The organism is Streptomyces sp. NBC_00075 (assembly GCF_045041225.1).
GTDB classification, from domain to species: domain Bacteria; phylum Actinomycetota; class Actinomycetes; order Streptomycetales; family Streptomycetaceae; genus Streptomyces; species Streptomyces adonidis.
On record NZ_CP108243.1, the window covers coordinates 3037015 to 3058196 of the forward strand.

General features: G+C 69.5%; 9 protein-coding genes. 1 reads left to right on the forward strand and 8 read right to left on the reverse strand.

The window, feature by feature from the left end; genetic code table 11:
• Positions 1 to 6 precede the first annotated feature (6 nt).
• From OG787_RS12860 to OG787_RS12870, 3 genes are all read right to left on the reverse strand, one after another.
• Positions 7 to 678 carry a hypothetical protein gene (locus OG787_RS12860; RefSeq protein ID WP_405535264.1) on the reverse strand — a complete coding sequence of 224 codons (672 nt, stop codon included), beginning with the start codon at positions 676 to 678 and terminating at the stop codon, positions 7 to 9.
• 18 nt (positions 679 to 696) lie between these two features.
• Entirely contained in the window at positions 697 to 9855 is a 9159-nt protein-coding gene (locus tag OG787_RS12865) for a SpvB/TcaC N-terminal domain-containing protein (RefSeq protein ID WP_405535266.1), read from the reverse strand.
• Positions 9856 to 10063: 208 nt separating this feature from the next.
• Complete coding sequence (locus tag OG787_RS12870) at positions 10064 to 10654, reverse strand: TetR/AcrR family transcriptional regulator (protein WP_369034862.1); 591 nt, start codon at positions 10652 to 10654, stop codon at positions 10064 to 10066.
• Between the two features lie 96 nt (positions 10655 to 10750).
• Here OG787_RS12870 and OG787_RS12875 point away from each other — a divergent pair, with 96 nt between their 5' ends.
• On the forward strand, positions 10751 to 12274 hold the full coding sequence (locus OG787_RS12875; RefSeq protein ID WP_369034863.1) for an MFS transporter: 1524 nt from the start codon (positions 10751 to 10753) through the stop codon (positions 12272 to 12274).
• A gap of 222 nt (positions 12275 to 12496) precedes the next feature.
• Here OG787_RS12875 and serA read toward each other — a convergent pair whose 3' ends face one another.
• The 5 genes from serA to OG787_RS12900 form a co-directional block, all read right to left on the reverse strand.
• Positions 12497 to 14086 carry a phosphoglycerate dehydrogenase gene (gene serA, locus OG787_RS12880; RefSeq protein WP_369034864.1) on the reverse strand — a complete coding sequence of 530 codons (1590 nt, stop codon included), beginning with the start codon at positions 14084 to 14086 and terminating at the stop codon, positions 12497 to 12499.
• Positions 14087 to 14336: 250 nt separating this feature from the next.
• Positions 14337 to 15335: a ketol-acid reductoisomerase gene (gene ilvC, locus OG787_RS12885; protein WP_235474639.1), complete on the reverse strand. Its 999-nt coding sequence runs from the start codon at positions 15333 to 15335 to the stop codon at positions 14337 to 14339.
• A 119-nt stretch (positions 15336 to 15454) separates the two neighbouring features.
• Positions 15455 to 15982: an acetolactate synthase small subunit gene (gene ilvN / locus OG787_RS12890; RefSeq protein ID WP_105970583.1), complete on the reverse strand. Its 528-nt coding sequence runs from the start codon at positions 15980 to 15982 to the stop codon at positions 15455 to 15457.
• A gap of 21 nt (positions 15983 to 16003) precedes the next feature.
• Positions 16004 to 17857: an acetolactate synthase large subunit gene (locus tag OG787_RS12895; RefSeq protein ID WP_405535268.1), complete on the reverse strand. Its 1854-nt coding sequence runs from the start codon at positions 17855 to 17857 to the stop codon at positions 16004 to 16006.
• A gap of 249 nt (positions 17858 to 18106) precedes the next feature.
• Positions 18107 to 21151, reverse strand: coding sequence for an EAL domain-containing protein (locus OG787_RS12900; protein ID WP_405535270.1), 3045 nt, complete (start codon positions 21149 to 21151; stop codon positions 18107 to 18109).
• Between the last annotated feature and the right edge of the window lie 31 nt (positions 21152 to 21182).

Consider the following 21182-nt stretch of genomic DNA (forward strand, 5'->3'; position numbering starts at 1 on the left):
CGGAGGCTATTCGGCCAGCCCCGCCCGGCGGAGTTCCGTCAGTTCGGACAGCCGCCGGTCGAAATTCCTCGAACGGCGCGGGGCAATGGCGACGATCGAATCCCAGGGGCTCGGTTCGAAACGGTCGACGGCGATTTTCGCGTAGCTCGGAAGGTCCGACACATCCATTCCGGAGAAACTCTCCCTGCGCAGGAGGAACTGTGTTTCCTCGTCGCGGCGGATCAGCTCACCCGGAACGTAGTAGAAGTCCGCGTCGACGAAATTCGCCTGACTGATGTCAAGGGCCCATTCCACATCCCGGTAGGCGGCTCGCAGCCCCTCCACGAGGCTCTGCCGGACCTCCGCCGTCAAGGCGGATTGGGGTGGTGTGGTGACGATCCTCCCGATGTTCCCGCGCAGCGTGACCCGCTCGAACAGGCACGCCTCCAGAAGCAGCCCTCCGGCGATCGTGAGCCCGTCGACCAGGACGTCCTGGAATCGAACGCCGTGGGCGCCGCAGTTGTCCACCTTGCAGCGGCGCGCCTCGGCGTCACGGACCACGAATCCGAAGCCGGGGTCGTCGTACTGGGCGATCGTCGACCCCACCCAGGTGCAGCGGGACATTCCGGCACCGCCCAGGACCCTGGACCCCCCGACGATCTTCTCGGACCGGAAGATGACGTCATCCACGTGCTTCATGAGCGACATGCTGCCACCTCACTGGAAGACGTCTTTCGCGTACTGATCGGACACTGACGGGTAGTCCAGAATCTGATCGCGCGTGGTGATGTAGTCACGGTTCAGGTGATCCCGGATCGACGTCGCGCTGGAACCCGTGACGTCGATGTTCACGTACTCGTCCCCGTCCTTGATCTTGAAGTCGGCGACTTTCTGGCCAGGGGCGGAGGTTCCCATGTGGGTGATGTTGGGGTCGGCGACGACAGCGGGGTTCTGGGCGGTGGCCTTTTCGATGTCACTGCCGATGAACCTCTTCTGGAGGTCCTCCCGCTTCTGGCCGGCCGCGATCTGGCCCGGGCTGAGGCGTGCCTTCACATCACTCGCGGGCCGTGCCGCCGCCTCGGCCACCGCGTCCTTGAGCACCTGGTAACTCGCCTTGCCCGCATCGGTCTTGCACGGTCCCGTGTTGTGGACGAGGACCGGCGAGCCGCCCACCAGCACGTAGTACGTGTGCAGGTCGCCGACCGTCAGGTTGTGCACCTGCTGCTTCTGCGCCGTCCAGGCCTTGACCGCGGTGATCTGGACGTGGGTGCCGGCACTGGTGCGCAGCCACATGCCGGACTTCAGGTCGCCGGCGTCGAGCCAGCGCCCGAGGTCCTCGACCCAGAAGGGGTGTCCGTCGGTCGCGGTGACCGAGGACGTCCGGTCGCCCTTGTCGCCGTCCACGTCGACCGTGATCCTGACCAGGTCCTTCTCGCCCTGGCCGGCGATCAGACGGGTGACGGGCTTGCCCTCCGTCCGGTCCGTCTCCGGGTCCGTGGCCAGGACCAGGTCGCCGGTCCCGACGTCCTCGATGGGCTTCGCCGAGCCGTCGGCCATGAGGACTTCGCTGCCGGGCACGAAGCTGTTGCAGTCGGTGAGGTCCTTGGCCTTGGCCACGTACCGGTAGGCGTCTCCGGCCTTGTCCGCGACGTAGGAGCCGACCCGAGCGACGGCCTTGACCTTGCCGCCCACCACGTCCACGGCCTTCTCGGCGAGGACCGGTGCCGCCTCCAGTGCGGCGTCGCCGAGGGTCTTGCGGCCCGCGGCGACATCCTGGGCGGTGTTGTAGACGGTCTGGCCCGCCTGATAGGCGCTGTAGGCCGTCATGCCCCAGCCGACGAGCTTGGCACCGGCGATGAGCACGGGGATGAAGACGATGTTGCCGTCGGGGTCGACGCTCCCGACCGGATTGCCGTAGGCGTAGCCGTACGAGTTGAGGTTGGCCGAGTTGTAGACGCCGCCGTTGCCCTCGCCGTTCAGGTAGTCGCCCATGATCGGGTCGGGTGACTGCCAGATGCCCATGCGGGAGTCGTAGTAGCGGGCCCCGTGGTAGGTGTAGCCGGTCTCCTTGTCCAGTTCCTTGCCCGAGAACTGGTACGGGTTGTCCGACCCCTTGTTCTCGTCGACCCAGACCTCCCCCGACGGGAAGTAGTCGAGGTGTTCCGCGATCCGGCCCTTCTCGTCCGTGCCGTACGACGTCGAGCCCAAGTGGTCGCCGTGGTAGTAGAACTGGTCCTTCTCGTAGAACACGGCGGGCTTCACGGTCTTCGTCGCGATGCGGGTCGTGCCGACGAAGACGTGCTTGAACTCCTGGAGGCCCCGCGCCGAGTAGTTCTGGTTCGGGTAGAGGGTGGTCTGCGCTCCGTCCTTGACCACGCGCCGGCCGTCCGCGTCGTACAGGAAGCGGACGTTCGGCGACTTGCCGGGCTTGTCGCAGGACGACGGGTCCTGGTCGACCGTCTCGTACTTCCACAGGTCGTGGACGCACGCCAGCCGGTTCGCCTCGTCCCAGACCTGCTGGCGGCGCGGGTGCCCGAAGGAGTCGGACCTGTTGTCGACCTGGTTGCCGTTGGCGTCGTAGGAGAGGGACTCGGAGCCCACCCGTGAGGGTGCGTGCGGGCTGTCGCCCTTGTACGCGTAGCCGTTGGTGTAGGTCGTGGCCTTCTGGACGTGCTCGTAGCCGTCGTCGACGTCGCCGAACACGATCGCGTGGCGCTGGGCCTTGCCGGTGATGTTGTGGATCGTGTCGTACGTGGTGGACAGCGAGTACGTGTCGGTCTTGTGCTTCGAGACGGCGTACGAGCCGGTGGCCTTCGTCAGGCGGTACAGGTTGTCGTACTCGTACGTCTGGACGGTCGGGCCGCCCGGCTCCGAGCCGCTCGTGACGGGTTCGGTCGCGTTCTCCTGACGGGTGAGGTTGCCCACCGCGTCGTACGTGTAGTTCAGGTTCTGGAAGGAATCGCCCTTCGGCAGCGCCGAGTTGAGCGCCGCCAGCCGGCGGTCCTCCGCGTCGTACGTGTACGTGGTCGAGGTGCCGTTGCCCAGCTCGATCCGGGTCCGCTGGCCGAACTTGTCGTAGTCCAGGGACTTCAGGTAGTCGTAGGTGTAGTGCTTCTTCGTGCCCTCGGCGGCCGTGACCTGGCCGCCGCTGTCGTAGGTGTACTCCAGTTCCTCGCCGTCGGGGTACGTCATCGACAGGACCCGGCCGAAGCTGTCGTAGCGGTAGCCGGTCGTGAAGACGCTGGTCGAGTGGAGGGGGCCCGGCAGGGTGCGGGTCTCCTCGACGACCTCGCCGAGGGGGCCGTACTCCCGCTTCACCACTCCGGCGGCGTCCTCGATCTTCGTCACCCGGCCGGCGGCGTTGTGCTTGGCGCCCGGATCGCCGTACGTGTAGCGGACGTTGTTGTCCTTGAAGACCGGGTACTTGATCTCTTCCAGCCGGTTGACGTCGTACCTGTACTCGATCGCCTTGTGCTTCCTGGCGAGGTTCGCCGTGATCGTCCGGGTCACGTTGCCCGACGGGTCGTAGACCGTCGTGGTGCGGCCCGTGTCCGGGGAGTCGACGACCGTGCGGCGGCCGAAGTCGTCGTACTCGCTCTTCGTGGTGTTGTGCTTGTTGTCCTCGACCTCGGTCAACTGGCCCAGGGCGTCGTACTCGTAGGACGTCCAGACCGGCAGGTCGTCCGTCTTCGCGCCCGGTTCGCGTACGGCGGTCCGCTGCTGTCGTACGTCCGCGTAGGCGCGGGTCCGGTTCTCCTCGGCGTCGGTCGCCACCGTCTCGAACTGCGTCACGCCGGCGCGGTCCGTGCCGAAGCCGTACTCCTGGGTCGAGACCGTTCCGTCCGGCAGTTCGGTGCGCAGCGGGCGGTCCAGGATGTCGTAGGCGACCGTGGTCGGGCGGACCGTGTCGACGTCCGGGTTGTAGGCGGTGTTCGCGTCGCCCTTCGGTTCGGTGACCGGGTAGTACTGCCTCACCGCCCGGCCCAGCTCGTCGTACACCGTGCGGCCGGAGACCGTCATGACGTCCTGGCCGTCGACCTCCGCGTCCTTCTTCGTCTGGACGACGCGGCCGAGGCCGTCGACGAGGGTGACGGTGTCGATCGTGTCGTCCTTCACCTTGCCGTGCGAGTCACGGTCGAGGTGGCGGGTGACGGCGTAGGGGACGGTCGCCTCGGGGTGGTACGCGAAGGCGATGGTCGGGATGTCCGCCTTGTGGTCCTGCGGGCCGGTCACCGAGGTCACCCGGCCGACCTGGTCGTAAGTGGTCCTGACCTTCTGGTCGTTGATGTCCACGGACTCGGTCGGCAGCCCGAACCGCAGGTCGTACGAGCCCGTCGAGCGGTAGCCGAAGCTGTCCTTCGTCGCCGTCACGTACGTGCCGGTCGGGCCGTCGTACTCGTACTCCAGCCGGTAGCGCTCACCCTTGTGGTTCTCCGGCTCCCGTACGGACTTCAGGGTGCCGGTGTCGTAGTACTCCAGGTCGGTGACCGCGTCCTTGCCGGAGTACTCCAGGTCGGCGTCGGCCTCCTTGGGGTGGATCTGACGGGCGGTGTGGCGGGTGATGTCGCCCGTCGCGCAGTCCACCTCGGACTCGCGCGAGCGCGTCTTCTCGCCGCCGCCGTACACCTCCACCGCGCGGGCGATGCCGACGATGTGGGTGTCGGCGCACTCGGTGTACCGGGTTCTCGTCTCCACGTCGTCGGCGGAGCCCGGTTCGCCGTAGTCGACCGTGCGGGTCACATTGCCGAGTTCGTCGTACGACAGCACGCTCGACGTGCTCTTGCCGGGCTCGGCCTCGCCCTCGTACCAGCGGGACTCGGTCCTCACCAGGTGCGGGAAGAGCGTGGCGCCGGTGGAGTCGCCGTCGGCGGGCTCGCCGGTGGCGACGTCACGCAGGGCGTACGTGTTCACGGTCTCGGTGAACAGGGCGCCGGTGCTGTCCGCCGCCGTCTGGCGCTTGACCAGGCCGCGTGTGTAGTGGCTGGCGGTGTCGTACTCCGTGGTGGAGGCGCGCCGCCCGTCCTGGGTGGTGGTGACGGTGCCGTAGCCGCGGAACTCGCGCTCCAGGCGGTCGAACTCGCCGCCCTGGTAGGTGAAGGCGAGCGACTGGGTGTCGGCGCCGTCGCCGGGCAGGTTGTCGTGGACCTTCGTACCGCTCAGCAGCCAGCGGGTGCCGGGCTGGTCGTAGGTGTTGCCGTCGCGCGTGTAGTCGAGGTCGATGCGCGAACCCAGCGGCCGGGACACCGACTTGAGCAGGTTGGTGCGGCCGGTGCGGTTGGCCGCGACGGTCAGCTCGTTGTCCTTGGTGGAGGCGAGATGGTCGGCGAGCCCGTCGCCGTCGATGTCGCGCAGCATCTGCTCGGCGCGCGAGGCACCGGTGGAGACGTTGACGCCCGGGTTGACGATGATGCAGAAGACGATGAACAGCGGGCAGAAGGCGACGGTGAAGTAGGCGCCGCCGCCGAGCCTGGCGTTGGAGTCCTCGTTGATCCCGTTCAGGCTGCCGTTGAAGGGCACCGGGTCGGCGAAGCCGGAGCCGGTGTTGAGCGCGACCCGGATCGGGTTGCCGGTGAGGACCCGGTCGGCGAGGCCGTCGCCGTTGACGTCGGCCAGGGAGTTCCTGGTGGACGACGAGGTCTGGTCGAAGGAGGCGCCGCCGCCGAAGGCGTAGAAGTCGGTGTTGAAGCCGATGTTGAGGCCCGAGCTGGAGCTGGTGCCCTCGTTGATCTTTCCGCCGGGCCAGGGTTCGGCGGCGGCGAAGCGGTAGCCGAGGTTGAGGGCGGCGCGGCCGTCCTCGTACACGCGGTCGGGCAGGCTGTCGCCGTTGATGTCCAACAGGTCGAAGCGGCCGTCGGACTTTCCGCTGCCGAGGTTGCCGCCGACGCCCAGCGGGGGCATGTCGTTGCCGGACGTCGAGGTGTTGGCGGTGCCGCCCGCGGACGGGGCGGCGTTGCCCCGGCCGGTGGTGATGGTGCGGGCGGCGCTGCCCGCGCTGGCGTTGCCGGTGACGTTCTCCGACTCGCGCACGGAGCCGCCGGGCACGCTGCCTTTGGTGGCGCCGAGCACGCCGGTCGGGTCGGTGTACTGCACCCCGGCCGCGCCGACGACGTCGGGATAGCCGTCGCCGTTCATGTCGAGGTAGTCGAGGACACCCTTGGCGGTGCCCCGGGCGACACTGCCGCCGACGCTGCCCACCGGGCCGCCGATCGACCCGGTCAGCGAGATCTGCCGCGACTCCGAGATACGCGGCACGCCCTGCACGGAGACCAGGGCCTCCGCCGTGGGCAGGCCGATGGTCTGGCCGCCGTAGCGCGAACTGGCGACCTTCCCGGGGGCCACCCAGACGTCGCCCGAGGACCAGCGGCCCCGCGCCGGCTCGGGGGTGAACGGCACGACGTCGGGCGGGGTGACGCGCGGGTCCTGCTCGAACTCCTCCAGGTCCCGCTGCGGGTCCACGTCCTCGGGCAGCCGGTCGGGGATGGACTCGCCGGTGAGGTCGGCCTGCCTGACGGGCTGTTCGGCGCGGTCGCCGTTGCCGTTGTAGCCGACGGCGGACCAGCCACGGTACGGGCGGCCGAAGACGCCCTCGACGGCACGGGTGTGCACGGTGGCGGCGACCGGATTGTCCGTGTCGCCGTTCACGGTCACCGTCGCCCCGGTGACGCCGGAGCCGGTGACGTCGAAGTACAGCTCGTCGCCCGCCTCGGTGTCCACCTGGAACGACGGTTCCTCGGCGCCGAGTTCCACGGTCCGCTTCGCGAGCAGCACTCCGCGCTTCTTGACGGTGAGGACGGCGGTACCGGACTCGCCCTCGACGCGCGGAGCGACGGTCAGCGTGCCGCCGGGGGCGGTGTACGGGCGCTGGACGGCTCCGCCGGTCGTGTAGGTGTCGATGTCGTACGGCGGATTGAACCGGGTGTCGCCCTCGACGTCCTCGGCCTGCGTGTACTCGCCCTGGGGCGCCCATGCCAGCTTGCTCACGTCGACCGGCGAGTCCGCCTTGATCCGCCAGGACAGCTTCTGCCCCTTGGTCACGGTGATCGACGTGTCGACGGCGAAGGTGCCGGAGTCGGCGGCGTCGATGGTCCGCTCGACCACGGGATCGCCGTCCCGGGTGATCAGGACGGTGACGTCGTCGGTGAGCGGCGCCGTCTTCGTCACGTCACCGGTCAGCCGCAGGGTGCCGTCCACGGGCGCGTCGACGTTGCCCGCGCGCCCGGCGAGGGTGAAGTCCCGGGACGCGGTGTACGAGTGCAGGGGCAGCCCGTTGGCGTCGGCCGCCTCGAATCCGGTGTACGTGACCGCCGGGTCCCACGCGACCTGGTCGGCGGCGCCGTCGAAGACCGAACCGACCCGGAAGTACAGCTGGTCGCCCCGCTGCACCTCGATGGCGTCGACGCCCTCGGGGGTGCGCTCCGTGCGGTCGCCCTCGGTGATCCGGGCCGACCACAGCTCCCGGTCCTCGTGCTGTACGGCGATCCGCACACCGTCGGGGTCGGCGAACTCGGGCAGTGCGTCGGCGACTTGCTCCAGGGCGACGGTGCCGGTGACGGCCACGGTCCCGTCGTACGGCGCTGTCCATCTGCGGACCGAGTCCACCAGCGGGAACGAGGCGATCCGGCGCTCCCGCTCGGCGGCCAGGTCGGGCAGCACGCCCTCCGCGTCGACCGGCCCGGTGCCGATCGGCACCGGGGTGTCGGCGGCCGACCCGTAGGTCACCTCGCCGTCGGAGCCGACCCGGCCGAACAGCACGGCGGAGCCGTTGACGAGGTCCATGACGCCGTCGGCGTTGACGTCGGTGAAGTAGCGCCGGCTGGTGGAGACGGTGCTGACGTAGTCGAGTTGCTGCGCGCCCCCGAAGTAGCTCTCGACACCGACGGTGCGGGTGCTCGCGGACTCGCGCAGCAGGCCCGGCAGGTTGTGCAGCGCGGTGGTGGCCTCGGCGAACCTCGGCTCACCGCCGGGGCGGGAGAGGTTCTTGCGGAAGACGAAACCGCCGCCCCGCTCGAAGACCTTGTCCGGCAGGTTGTCGCCGTCCACGTCGAGCAGGGCCAGCATCCCCTCGTCGGTGGAGCGGCTGTAGCCCGCCTTGGCACCGACGGAACCGCTCTTCGACGCGGTCGCGCCGACACCGACGTACAGGTGCCCGCCGACGGCGGTCGAGGTGTTGCCGCTGAGCGCCCCGGCCTCACCGGCGCCCGAACGCACCCCGTTCACCCGGCCGTTGCGCACATTGTCGTCCGGCGAGTTCCAGTCGACCCGCGCGAACGCCTCGTAGGTACCGTCCGCGTCGCGGATGTCGTCGAAGTACGAGAACTCGTGCTCGGTGAAGACCTTGCCCTCGGCGTCCAGTTGGGCCACGGACTTGAGCAACGTCTTGTGGAACGCGCCTTCCTGGTACGTCAGTTCATAGCCGCGCACCAACTGGTCCTCGAACCGAACCTCGACCCGGCGCAGCAGGTCCGCGGTCACCCGCTTGAAGCCGGCGCGCGCGTCGATGGACACGTCCGAGCGGCGCGTCTCGCCCAGTTCACGGTCGCGCACGAAGGTGACGGTGTAGGGGCCGTCGCTGTCCCCGAACCCCGTGTAGGCGATCTTCTTGACATACAGTTCGCGGCCGGTGACCGTGCCCCCGGCCACGCCCGCGTCCTCGACCAGCGCGTGGCTGTAGCGCACGGTGTTGCCGTTCGGGTCGCGCACCTCGCGCAGCGCCCAGGAGAAGATCCGGCCCTCGTCGTCCGCGAGCACGGCGCCCTCGCCGCCGTAGACATAGCGGACCCCGGACTTGTCGGTGACCTCCCAGCCGTACGTCCGCGGCGAGTCGCCGGTGCGGACGATCCGGGCGAAGCCGCCCTCGACCCGGGTGTGGAAGACCTTGTCGCCCTCGCTGCGGGGCCGCGGCTCGGACCGGTGCGCGACCGGGGTGAGCTGCTCGCCGCCGAGGACGTACGTCTCGGTCTCCCGGTCCGCGTCGTAGCGCGGCACGCCCCAGCGGGTGTCGACGGAGACCGACGGCGCGGTCAGGTCCCAGCCGGTGCCCAGCCAGCTGTCGGAGCCGGCCGAGGAGTAGCCGATGGACAGCGAGGGCGCGAGCCCCTGCCGCCCGCCGGGCAGCTCCAGCGGGTACGAGAGCCGGGCCTCGCCCTGGTTGTTGGCGGCCGGCGCGGAGATCTGGTTGACGCCGGTGGCCGGGTCGGCGGCCTTGATGCCCTTGATCTGGTTCGGGTCGTGGCTGACCTGCTCGGGGCCCTCGGGCGCGGTGACGGTGGCGTTCACCATGTCGGTGAAGTGGTCGGTGCGCGAGACGACGACCTGTTTGTCCTCGTCGACCGCGATCCGCTCCAGCGCCTGCCAGCAGTCGGCGGCCTCGTCGAAGTAGAAGGTCTGTACGTCGTTCGGCGTGAGCCCGGCCGCCTGCACCGCCTCCGGGTCGTACGGCAGGGTCACCGTGAGGTCGGTCTCGAAGGTGTGCGGGGTCGGGGTGAACCGGTAACCGCGCGGCCCCTTGGTCATGTTGTCCATGCCGGAGCCGAGGCTCGGCATGCTGCTCTCGGTCAGCGGCTGGACGCCGATCTCGGTCGGCCGGTCCACCGCCTCCGGGGCCAGCGCCGCCTCGGCACCGTCACGGGCGACGACCTTGGTGACCCCGGTGCCCGGGACGACCCACTCCGTGGTGACCGGGGCGGACTCGGCGGCGATCGGTCCCTTCTCCGCCGCCTCCGACCCCGGGACACAGCCGCCCACCGGCTGCGCGTCGGCGACGGGCACCGGGTCGTCGTCGGCCCGCCAGACGCTGCCGGACAGCAGCGAGACGAGCAGGGCGATGCCCAGCAGCAGCGGAATAAAGCGTCTGTGTCCCCACACCCGACCGGCCATGACCAGCCCCGACCCTTCGCAGCGGCAGCGAACTCGGTGGTTGAGCTGTTCCGGAGGCATCCGGCGGGGTGTCACAGCAGGCTAATCTGCACACAGAAAACACACACGCCAAACACACACCACGCACATACTCATGCGGGCATGCACATGTCACTAGTAGGTAATCCGCCGCCCGGTCATCGGGTTCCAGCCAGCCCGCCGTTCGGGATCAGCCCGCCGCCTCCACCGACGCCCCGATGACCCGCCGCAGCCCCTCGGTGAGCTGTTCCGCGTCCGGCGCCGTCGTCGGGTCGAAGACGTACTGGCAGATCAGCCCGGTCATCAGGGTGTTGTAGAACGCGCCGGCGGAGTCCACGTCCTCCTCCCGGACGTCCTCCTCGCGCATCCCGAGAAAGAGCGAGACGAGACCGCGCCCCGCCTCGCGCTGGGCCAGCGCCAAGTGGTCACGGACCGCGGGCAGTTGGTCCCCCATGGCCACGATCTCCACACTGAGGCGCCACATCGAACCCGGCCCCCGCATGGTGCCGATGATGTTCGACCAGACCCCCTGGAACCGGTCGAGCGAGCCGGGCTCGGCGTCACCGGCCGCCCCCGTCGCGGGGTCGAAGTCGCCGGCGAGCCCCTCCACCAGGGCGACGTACGCCTCCGCGAGGAGCTTGTCCTTCGAGCCGTAGTGGTAGCCGATGGACGCCAGATTGGTCCCCGACTCCTTGACGATGTCGCGCGCGGTCGTGCGCACGAACCCCTTCTCCAGCAGGCAGCGCTTGGCGCCTTCGAGCAGATCCTCACGGTGTCCCATGCGGCCACTCTACCCACGATTCATACGGTCGTCCTAGACGAGCGAATTACACAATCGTTCTAGACAATCGTTTAATACGCCCGTACATTCACCGTCATGACCAACACACCGAGCACGACCACAAGTTCAAGTCCAGGTCCGAGTACCCCTCCCCGCGCCGGCCGCCGTGAATGGACCGCGCTGGGCGTGCTGATGCTGCCGCTGCTGCTGGTCTCGATGGACGTCTCCGTCCTCTACTTCGCGGTCCCCGCGATCAGCGCGGACCTGGCACCGACCGGCACCCAGCAGCTGTGGATCTTCGACATCTACGCCTTCGTCCTGGCCGGCCTGCTGATGACGATGGGCTCTCTCGGCGACCGCGTCGGCCGCCGCAGGCTCCTCCTCATCGGCGCCGCCGCCTTCGGCGCGGGCTCCCTGCTCGCCGCCTACGCGGACAGCGCCGAGACCCTGATCGCGGCCCGCGCGGTCCTCGGAATCGGCGGCGCGACCCTGATGCCGTCGACGATGGCGCTGACCCGCACGATGTTCCACGACCCCGGCCAGCGCACCAAAGCGATCGGCCTGTGGTCCGGCGTGATGGCCGGCGGCATCGCCCTCGGCTCGGTGATGAGCGGACTGCTGGTCGAGTACTTCTGGTGGGGTTCGGTCTTCCTGGTCAACCTGCCCGCGATGGCGCTGCTGCTGGTCCTGGGCCCGGTCCTGCTCCCCGAGTCGAAGAACCCGAACCCGGGCCGCTTCGATCTCCTCAGCGTCCCCCTGTCCATGGCCGCCGTCCTGCCCGTGATCTACGGCCTCAAGGAGATCCCGTCCGAGGGCTGGCACACGAAGTACGTCCTCTGCGTCACCGTCGGCCTGTTCTTCGCGTACCTCTTCGTCCAGCGCCAGCGCACGACCGCATCGCCCCTCATCTCCCCGACGCTGTTCCGGGCGCGCGGCTTCGGCCCAGCCGTCTCACTGAACCTGATCGCATCGTTCGCGATCATGGGCTCGGCGTACTTCACCACGCAGTACCTCCAGTCGGTGCTCGGCAAGAGCTCCATGGAGGCCGCGCTGTGGAGCCTGGTCCCGACGGGCCTGGTCGGCATCGCCGCACCGGTCGCCGCCGCCCTGGTCCAGCGGGGCGTGCCTCGCACCCGTGTCGTGGCCGGCGGCTTTGGGACAGCGGCGTGCGGATACGGGCTGCTGGCCCTGGTGGGGACGGACTCGCTGTGGCTGGTACTGGCCGGCGCGGGCGTCCTCGCCGCCGGCATCGTCACCGTGATGTCCCAGGTGACGGACCTGGGCCTGAGCAGCGCCCCGGTCGACAGGGCGGGCGCCGCCTCCTCCCTGCTGGAGACGGGCACGGAGTTCGGCGGCGCGCTGGGCATGGCCGTACTGGGTTCGATCGGTACGGCGGTCTACCGCCACGGGATCCCGGCCTCGGCGCCTGCCGAGGCCCACGAAACCCTGGGCGGTGCGCTGGCGGTGGCTCGGCAGCTTCCGGCGCGCACGGGAGACGCGCTGGTCGTGGCGGCGCGGGAGGCTTACGCGCAGGGGATGCAGGCGGCTGCGGTCGCGGGGGTGGTGGTGTTGCTGGGGGCGGCGGGGGTGGCGCTGAAGGTGAAAACGCCGGACAGGTGAGGGGCCTTTTCCCGCCCCCGCCGCCCCTACCCATACCCATCCCTCGGGGGCTCCGCCCCCGAACCCCCGTATCGCGCTGAACGCGCTCGTCCTCAAACGCCGGACGGGCTGGATGGTGCCTGGCCGGGGTGGGCATCTCAGCCCGTCCGGCGTTTGAGGACGAGGCCCGTTCAGGGCCGAAGCGGGGGCCTGGGGGCGGCAGCCCCCAGGCCGACGGTCACCTCAGACCAGGTTGACCGATCGAGCAGACGTCGCGCCGATCTCCTCGGCGACCTCCGTCAGCACCCCGGGGGCAACCGTGTCGTCGACGGTCAGGACAGCCAGCGCTTCTCCGCCGGCCACCGACCGGGAAACCTGCATCCCGGCGATGTTGATGCCCGCCTCACCGAAGATGCGTCCGACCGTGCCGACGACACCGGGACGGTCGACGTACCGGAACACGACCATGTGGTCGGCGAGCGCCAGATCCACGTCGTACTCCCCCACCGCGACGATCTTCTGGTGGTTCTTCGGACCGGCCAGCGTGCCGGAGACCGACACCTCCTCGCCGGTGCCGAGCGTGCCGCGCACGGTGACGACGTTGCGGTGGTCGGCGGACTCCGAGCTGGTCGTCAGCCGTACCTCGACGCCGCGCTCCTGGGCGAACAGCGGGGCGTTGACGTACGACACGGTCTCGTCGACGACGTCCTCGAACACGCCCTTGAGCGCGGAGAGTTCGAGCACCTTGACGTCGTGCTGGGTGATCTCGCCGTACACCTCGACATCGAGGCGGACCGCGACCTCGCCCGCGAGCGCGGTGAAGATCCGGCCGAGCTTCTCGGCGAGCGGCAGACCCGGCTTGACGTCCTCGGCGATGACCCCGCCCTGGACGTTCACCGCGTCCGGGACCAGCTCACCGGCGAGGGCGAGGCGGACGGAACGGGCGACGGCGATACCGGCCTTCTCCTGCGCCTCGTCCGTGGAGGCGCCGAGGTGCGGGGTGCAGACGACCTGGTCCAGCTCGAACAGCGGGGAGTCCGTGCAGGGCTCCTTCGCGTACACGTCGAGACCGGCGCCGGCGACGCGGCCCTCCTTGAGCGCCGAGTACAGCGCCTCCTCGTCGACGATCCCGCCGCGCGCGGCGTTCACGATCCGGACGCTCGGCTTGACCTTGTGCAGCGCCTCGTCACCGATGAGCCCGACCGTCTCGGGGGTCTTCGGCAGGTGGACGGTGATGAAGTCGGCGACCTCGAGCAGCTCGTCCAGCGACAGGACCTTGACGCCCATCTGCGCGGCCCGCGCGGGCTGGATGTACGGGTCGTAGGCGACGACCTTCATACCGAAGCCGGACATGCGCTGGGCGACCAGCGCACCGATCCGACCCAGACCCACGACACCGAGGGTCTTCTCGGCCAGCTCCACGCCCGTGTACTTGCTGCGCTTCCACTCGCCGTTCTTCAGCGCGGCGTTGGCCTGCGGAATGTGGCGGGCGGTGGCGAGCAGGAGACCGCAGGCCAGTTCGGCCGCGGTCACGATGTTGGAGGTGGGGGCGTTGACGACCATCACGCCGGCCTTGGTGGCGGACGGCACGTCGACGTTGTCCAGGCCGACGCCGGCTCGTGCGACGACCTTCAGCTTCCGGGCGGCGGCGACCGCTTCCGCGTCGACCTTGGTGGCCGAGCGGATCAGGATCGCGTCGACATCGGCGATGGCGGGGAGCAGTTCGGCTCGATCCGCTCCGTTGCAGTGCCGGATCTCGAAGTCCGGGCCGAGCGCGTCGACGGTCGCGGGCGACAGCTCTTCAGCGATGAGTACGACAGGTTTCGAGCTCACGTGAGTCCTCACTCAGTCCTTTGCGGACGGCCGTCCCGACGGCCGCAGGCGGTGGAGGGGCTACCGCGTGGAAGACGCACGACGCTGTGGGCCTGACGCGAATGTAGTACGGCAGTGTAGTGGCGCGGCGAGGGCGTTCTCCCGCCTGCGCGGAAGGATCACCCGCACGTGCTGAATCCAGCGGGACCCCGGGCACACAGCCAGGCCGTGACGCCGGTGAACCACCGGCGTCACGGCCCGACCGACGGACTCACGCCTCGTCGTTGACCCAGGACATGAGCTTGCGCAGCTCCTTGCCCGTCGTCTCCAGCAGGCTCGCCTCGTCCTGCGACTTGTACTCGTTGTACTTCTTCAGACCGCCGTGGTACTCGGCCATCCACTCACGCGCGAAGGTGCCGTCCTGGATCTCGGCGAGGACCTTCTTCATCTCGGCCTTGGTGGCGTCCGTGATGATGCGGGGACCGGTGACGTAGTCGCCCCACTCGGCGGTCTCGGAGACGCTCCAGCGCATCTTCTCCAGGCCGCCCTCGTACATGAGGTCGACGATCAGCTTCAGCTCGTGCAGGCACTCGAAGTACGCGATCTCCGGCTGGTAGCCGGCCTCGGTCAGCGTCTCGAAACCGGCCTTGACCAGCGCGGCCGTACCACCGCAGAGAACGGCCTGCTCACCGAACAGGTCGGTCTCGGTCTCCTCGGTGAACGTCGTCTTGATGACGCCGGCGCGGGTGCCACCGATGCCCTTGGCGTACGACAGGGCCAGCGCGAAGGCGTTGCCGGTGGCGTCCTGCTCGACGGCCGCGATACACGGAACGCCGCGGCCCTCCTCGTACTGGCGACGGACGAGGTGGCCCGGGCCCTTGGGGGCGACCATGCAGACGTCGATGCCGGCCGGGGGCTTGATGAAGTCGAAGCGGATGTTCAGACCGTGGCCGAAGAACAGCGCGTCGCCCGCCTTGAGGTTGTCCTTGATGGACTCCTCGTAGACCTGGGCCTGGATCGGGTCCGGGACGAGGATCATGATGACGTCGGCCTCGGCGGCGGCCTCGGCGGGGGTCACCACGCGCAGGCCCTGCTCCTCGGCCTTCGCCTTGGACTTGGAGCCCTCGTGCAGACCGACGCGGACGTCGACACCCGAGTCACGGAGCGACAGCGCGTGGGCGTGGCCCTGGCTGCCGTAACCGATGACCGCGACCTTGCGGCCCTGGATGATGGACAGGTCGGCGTCGGCGTCGTAGAACAGCTCGGCCACTTTGGGTTCTCTCCTTGAGTGCAGGTGTTGCGTCCCACCGTATGACGGCGGGGGGAAGTGAAGTTCGGGGGTCTCGCAATACGGGCGGCCGGGGTCCCCCGACCGCCCGAATACGTCGTCTAGGCCGACCGGTCCAGCGCGCGCAGCGACCGGTCAGTGATCGAGCGCGCGCCGCGCCCGATCGCGATCGTGCCGGACTGCACCAGTTCCTTGATGCCGTACGGCTCCAGCATCTTGAGCATCGCGGACAGCTTGTCGCTGCTGCCGGTGGCCTCGATGGTGACGGCCTCCGGGGAGACGTCGACCGTCTTGGCGCGGAACAGCTGGACGATCTCGACGATCTGGGAACGCGTCTCGTTGTCCGCGCGCACCTTCACCAGAACGAGTTCACGCTGAACGGCCGAGCCGGATTCCAGTTCGACGATCTTCAGCACGTTGACGAGCTTGTTGAGCTGCTTGGTCACCTGTTCGAGGGGGAGTTCCTCGATCACGTTGACCACGATGGTGATACGGGAGATCTCGGGGTGCTCGGTGACGCCGACGGCGAGCGAGTCGATGTTGAAGCCGCGCCGGGAGAACAGGGCGGTGATCCGGGCGAGGACACCTGGCTTGTTCTCGACGAGGACGGAGAGGGTGTGCTTGGACATGTCTCTTTACGTCTCTCTCGCTCAGTCGTCTTCGTTGTCGCCGAAGTCGGGGCGGACGTCCCGGGCGGCCATGATCTCGTCGTTCGAGGTGCCGGCGGCGACCATCGGCCACACCATGGCGTCCTCGTGGACGATGAAGTCGATCACGACGGGGCGGTCGTTGATCGAGTTCGCCTCCTCGATGACCTTGTCGAGGTCGTCGGGGGACTCGCAGCGGATCGCGTAGCAGCCCATCGCCTCGGACAGCTTCACGAAGTCGGGGACGCGGGTGCCCTTGGCGGCCGGGTTGACGTCATTGGGCCCGGAGTGCAGCACGGTGTTGGAGTACCGCTGGTTGTAGAACAGGGTCTGCCACTGGCGGACCATCCCGAGGGCACCGTTGTTGATGATGGCGACCTTGATCGGGATGTTGTTGAGCGCGCAGGTGGTGAGTTCCTGGTTGGTCATCTGGAAGCAGCCGTCGCCGTCGATCGCCCAGACCGTACGGTCCGGGGCGCCGGCCTTGGCTCCCATCGCGGCCGGGACCGCGTACCCCATCGTCCCGGCGCCGCCGGAGTTCAGCCAGGTCGCGGGCTTCTCGTACTGGATGTAGTGCGCGGCCCACATCTGGTGCTGGCCGACGCCCGCCGCGAAGATCGTGCCCTCGGGGGCGAGCTGGCCGATGCGCTCGATGACCTGCTGCGGGGAGAGCGAGCCGTTGTCGGGCTGCTCGTAGCCGAGCGGGTAGGTCTCGCGCCAGCGGTTGAGGTCCTTCCACCAGGCGGTGTAGTCGCCGGTCTGGCCCTCGCTGTGCTCCTTCTGCACGGCCTGGACCAGGTCGGCGATGACCTCGCGGGCGTCGCCGACGATCGGGACGTCGGCGGCGCGGTTCTTGCCGATCTCCGCCGGGTCGATGTCGGCGTGGACGATCTTGGCGTGCGGGGCGAAGCTGGAGAGCTTGCCGGTGACGCGGTCGTCGAAGCGGGCTCCGAGGGCGACGATCAGGTCGGCCTTCTGAAGCGCGGTGACGGCGGTGACCGCACCGTGCATGCCCGGCATTCCCACGTGCAGCGGGTGGCTGTCGGGGAATGCGCCGAGCGCCATCAGGGTGGTGGTGACGGGCGCTCCGGTGAGTTCTGCGAGAACCTTCAGCTCGGCGGTGGCCTTGGCCTTGATGACACCGCCGCCGACGTAGAGGACCGGCCGCTTGGCGGCGGTGATCAGCTTGGCGGCCTCGCGGATCTGCTTGGCGTGCGGCTTGGTCACCGGGCGGTAGCCGGGCAGGTCCGCGGCCGGCGGCCACTGGAAGACGGTCTGGGCCTGGAGGGCGTCCTTGGCGATGTCGACCAGGACCGGACCCGGACGCCCGGTGGAGGCGATGTGGAAGGCCTCCGCGATCGTCTTCGGGATGTCCTCGGCCTTGGTGACCAGGAAGTTGTGCTTGGTGATCGGCATCGTGATGCCGACGATGTCCGCCTCCTGGAAGGCGTCCGTACCGATCGCCTTGGACGCGACCTGCCCGGTGATCGCCACGAGCGGCACCGAGTCCATGTGCGCGTCGGCGATCGGGGTCACCAGGTTGGTGGCGCCGGGGCCGCTGGTCGCCATGCAGACGCCGACCTTGCCGGTGGCCTGCGCGTAGCCGGTGGCCGCGTGACCCGCGCCCTGCTCGTGCCGAACGAGCACGTGCCGCACCCGCGTGGAGTCCATCAGCGGGTCGTACGCGGGAAGGATCGCACCGCCGGGAATGCCGAATACCGTCTCGGCCCCGACCTCCTCAAGCGAGCGGATGAGGGACTTCGCACCCGTGACGTGCTCGGGGGCGGACTGCTGTCCTCCGGAACGGGGCCGCGGCTGCGGGTGATGGGCCCCGGTGGCCTGCTCGGTCATCGGCATTCTCTTCTCGATGCTGAGGGTTTTTGCGAGTTTTGTGCGGTGTGCGTTGCGGTTTTGTCGCGGCCCGACTGGTGTCGGTGCAACAAAAAACCCCTCGTGCCGTGAGGCAAGCGAGGGGAGCGCGCCGGGTGCGGTCGCTGGGTGTTCCGGGTCCGTCCGAAACGTTCACCAGCGTCAGCCGACGCGCTTTCCAAGTACGAGAATTCGGGTGCGCATGGGGTCGACCCTCCCCCCGGCACGCACCGACTGTCAAGTGGGTGGGACGGGAGTCTCATTATGTGAGCGGAGGGCTGTTCCACCCCCGAGAACGGCGGGCACGGCCGTACTCGCGGACACCGTTGTACTGGCTGACACACCCGTACTTGTGTACACCCCGGAACCGCCTCCCGCGAACGCGGGCTCGGCCGGGCCGTTGGGCACGGGATAGCGGCCGGTGGACAGGGCCCGGCGCAGCCTGTACTCGTCCAGCGGCCCGGAGAAGGCCATGCCCTGCCCATGGGTGCAGCCCATCGCGCGCAGGGCGGTCACCTGCTCCGGCAGGTCCACGCCGTCGGCCACGGACTGGAGCCCGAGGTCGTTCGCGATTCTGAGCAGCCCGCTGGTGATCTTGTGCAGCCGCGCGGACTCGACGACGCCCTCGACCAGCCCGCGGTCGAGCTTCAGTACGTCGACGGGGAGCCGCCGCAGTGCCGTGATCGCCGCGTAGCCGCTGCCGAAGCCGTCCAGCGCGATCTGTACGCCGAGCCGTCTGAAGGCGTTCAGCCGGCGTTCCAGCTCGTCCAGGGAGACCCGGGGGTCGGTGTCCGCCAGCTCGATCACCAGGGCGCCGGTGGGCAGCCCGTGCCGGGTCAGCAGGGTCTCGATCGATCCGAGGGGCAGGGAGCGGTCGAGGAGCCGCCGGGCGCTCATCCGGACGGCGACGGGTACGGCGAGCCCGGTCGCGGCGCGTTCGGCGGCCTGCCCGATGGCCTCCTCCAGCATCCAGCGATCCAGCTCGGCGGTCTTGTCGCTGTCCTCGGCGACGCGCAGGAACTCGGCGGGTGTGAACAGCACGCCCTGGGAGGAGCGCCAGCGCGCCTGGGCGGCGACCGACGTGATCCGGCCGTTCTCCAGGGCCACCACGGGCTGGTGCAGCAGCGCGAACTCGCCGTCGTGCAGTGCGGCGCGCAGCCGGGTGGCCAGCTCCGCCTTCCGTACGACGTCCTGCTGCATCTGCGGTGCGTACAGCTCGACGCGGCCCTTGCCGGAGGCCTTGGCGCGGTACATCGCCAGGTCGGCGTTGCGCAGCAGCTCGCCCGCGCCGAGGCCGGGTTCGGCGAAGGCGACGCCGATGGAGGCGTTGACCCGGACGTCGTTGCCGTCGATGTCGTACGGCTGCGAGAGGGTGAGCCGCAGCCGGTCGGCCAGTTCCATTATGTGGCGCTCGCGGGCGGTACGGTCCCGGGTGCCGTCGCCGACGATCAGGGCGGCGAACTCGTCGCCGCCGAGGCGGGAGGCGGTGTCCCCGTACCGGACCGCGTCCTGGAGTCTGCGGGCGGCCTGGACGAGCAGTTCGTCCCCGGCCTGGTGCCCGATCGTGTCGTTGACGGCCTTGAAGCCGTCGAGGTCGATGAAGAGGACGGCCGTGCCGCGGTCGGTGGAGCGGCGGCCGGACAGGGCCTGCTGCACGCGCTGGGTGAACAGCGCGCGGTTGGGCAGGTCGGTGAGCGGGTCGTGCTCGGCGTTGTGCTGCAACTGGGCCTGGAGCCGCACCCGTTCGGTGACGTCCCGGCTGTTGAAGATGAGGCCGCCGTGGTGCCGGTTGACCGTGGACTCCACGTTCAGCCAGCCGCCGTCGCCGGACTTGAAGCGGCACTCGATACGGGTCGTGGGTTCCTCACCGGGGCTGGCGGCGAGGAAGCGGCGCACTTCGTGCACCACGCAGCCCAGGTCCTCCGGGTGGATCAGATGGGCCAGTTCGGTGCCGACGAGGTCCTCCGCGGACCGGCCGTAGACCCCGGCGGCGGCCGGACTGACGTACCGCAGCATCCCGTTGGGCGCGGCGATCATGATGACGTCGCTGGAGCCCTGGACCAGGGAGCGGAAGTGGTTCTCCTTCTGGGCCAGTTCCTGGGTGAGGGTGATGTTGTCGAGCAGCATGATGCCCTGGCGCACGACGAGTGCGAGGACGACGGCGCCCGCGGTGATGAGGACGACGCGGTCGGGGCTGCGGCCGTTGAGGACGTTGTAGAGGATGCCCAGCGTGCAGACCGCGGCGGCCAGATACGGCGTGAGCGCGGCCAGCGAGCCGGTGATGGGCCGGGTGGCCGGATACCGGCTGTGATCACCGCCCGGTGCGGGCGGATGCCCTTGCCCCGGAGCGGACGGGTGGCCCTGGCGGGGCGTGTGAGGTGTGTGGGCCGGGTGCTGGTGGCCGCCGGGACGGCCGCCCGGGCGCTGCTGTCCGGGGAGGTGTTCGTGCACCACGCGTGTGTGCCCGCCGGATTCACCGGGCCCCTCGTGGCCGGAGCCCACCCATGGCGCGTACGCCAGCAGCAGCGATCCGGCGAACCAGCCCGCGTCGAGCAGCTGGCCCGAGTGGTAGTTGTTGTGCATCAGGGGCGACGTGAACAGGGCGTCGCAGCCCACGGTCAGGGCGAGGGCGCCGATCGCGGTGTTGACCGCGGAGCGGTTCACGGTGGAGCGCCGGAAGTGCAGCGCGAGAACCATGCTGACGAGAGCGATGTCGAGCAGCGGGTACGCCAGTGACAGCGCGGTGTGCGCGACGCTCGGTCCGTCGAACTTCGCCGTCTGCGCCAGGGCGAGGCTCCAGGACAGGGTGAGCAGCGAGCCGCCGATCAGCCAGGCGTCCAGGACCATGCAGACCCAGCCGGCCTTCGTCACCGGCCGCTTGGCGAGGACCAGGAGTCCCACGATGGCGGGCGGGGCGAAGCACAGGAAGAACAGGTCGGCGAGGCTGGGGCTTGGCACGTCCACGTCGAGCACGACCTCGTACCACCCCCAGACCAGGTTGCCCAGGGAGGCCATGGCGGACGACAGCCCGAACAGCAGCCAGGCGGGTCGAAAGCGGATACGGCTGCGGGCGTAGAGGAAGCAGGACACGGCCGCGGTGGCCGCCGCCGCGCTCAGCCCGAAGTCGCCCATGATCAGGGCGAGTCGGGGGGAGCCCCAGCCGAGCGCGGAACCGACGGCGTATCCCGCGCACACCAGGGCCAGTACGAGCTGCGAGACCAGGCTCGTCCCCCCGCCGGAGACCGGCCGGCGGCGGCTCAACAGCGCCCCCGGGGAACTCACCGGACCCTCCGGACCCGCACCGCTCCCGTGT

Bases quoted from the DNA above. Each gene is read 5' to 3' on its own strand.
- OG787_RS12875 (WP_369034863.1), top strand. From the start codon at position 10,751: ATGACCAACACACCGAGCACGACCACAAGTTCAAGTCCAGGTCCGAGT.
- OG787_RS12870 (WP_369034862.1), bottom strand. From the start codon at position 10,654: ATGGGACACCGTGAGGATCTGCTCGAAGGCGCCAAGCGCTGCCTGCTG.
- OG787_RS12895 (WP_405535268.1), bottom strand. From the start codon at position 17,857: ATGCCGATGACCGAGCAGGCCACCGGGGCCCATCACCCGCAGCCGCGG.
- OG787_RS12865 (WP_405535266.1), bottom strand. From the start codon at position 9,855: ATGGCCGGTCGGGTGTGGGGACACAGACGCTTTATTCCGCTGCTGCTG.
- ilvN (WP_105970583.1), bottom strand. From the start codon at position 15,982: ATGTCCAAGCACACCCTCTCCGTCCTCGTCGAGAACAAGCCAGGTGTC.
- OG787_RS12860 (WP_405535264.1), bottom strand. From the start codon at position 678: ATGAAGCACGTGGATGACGTCATCTTCCGGTCCGAGAAGATCGTCGGG.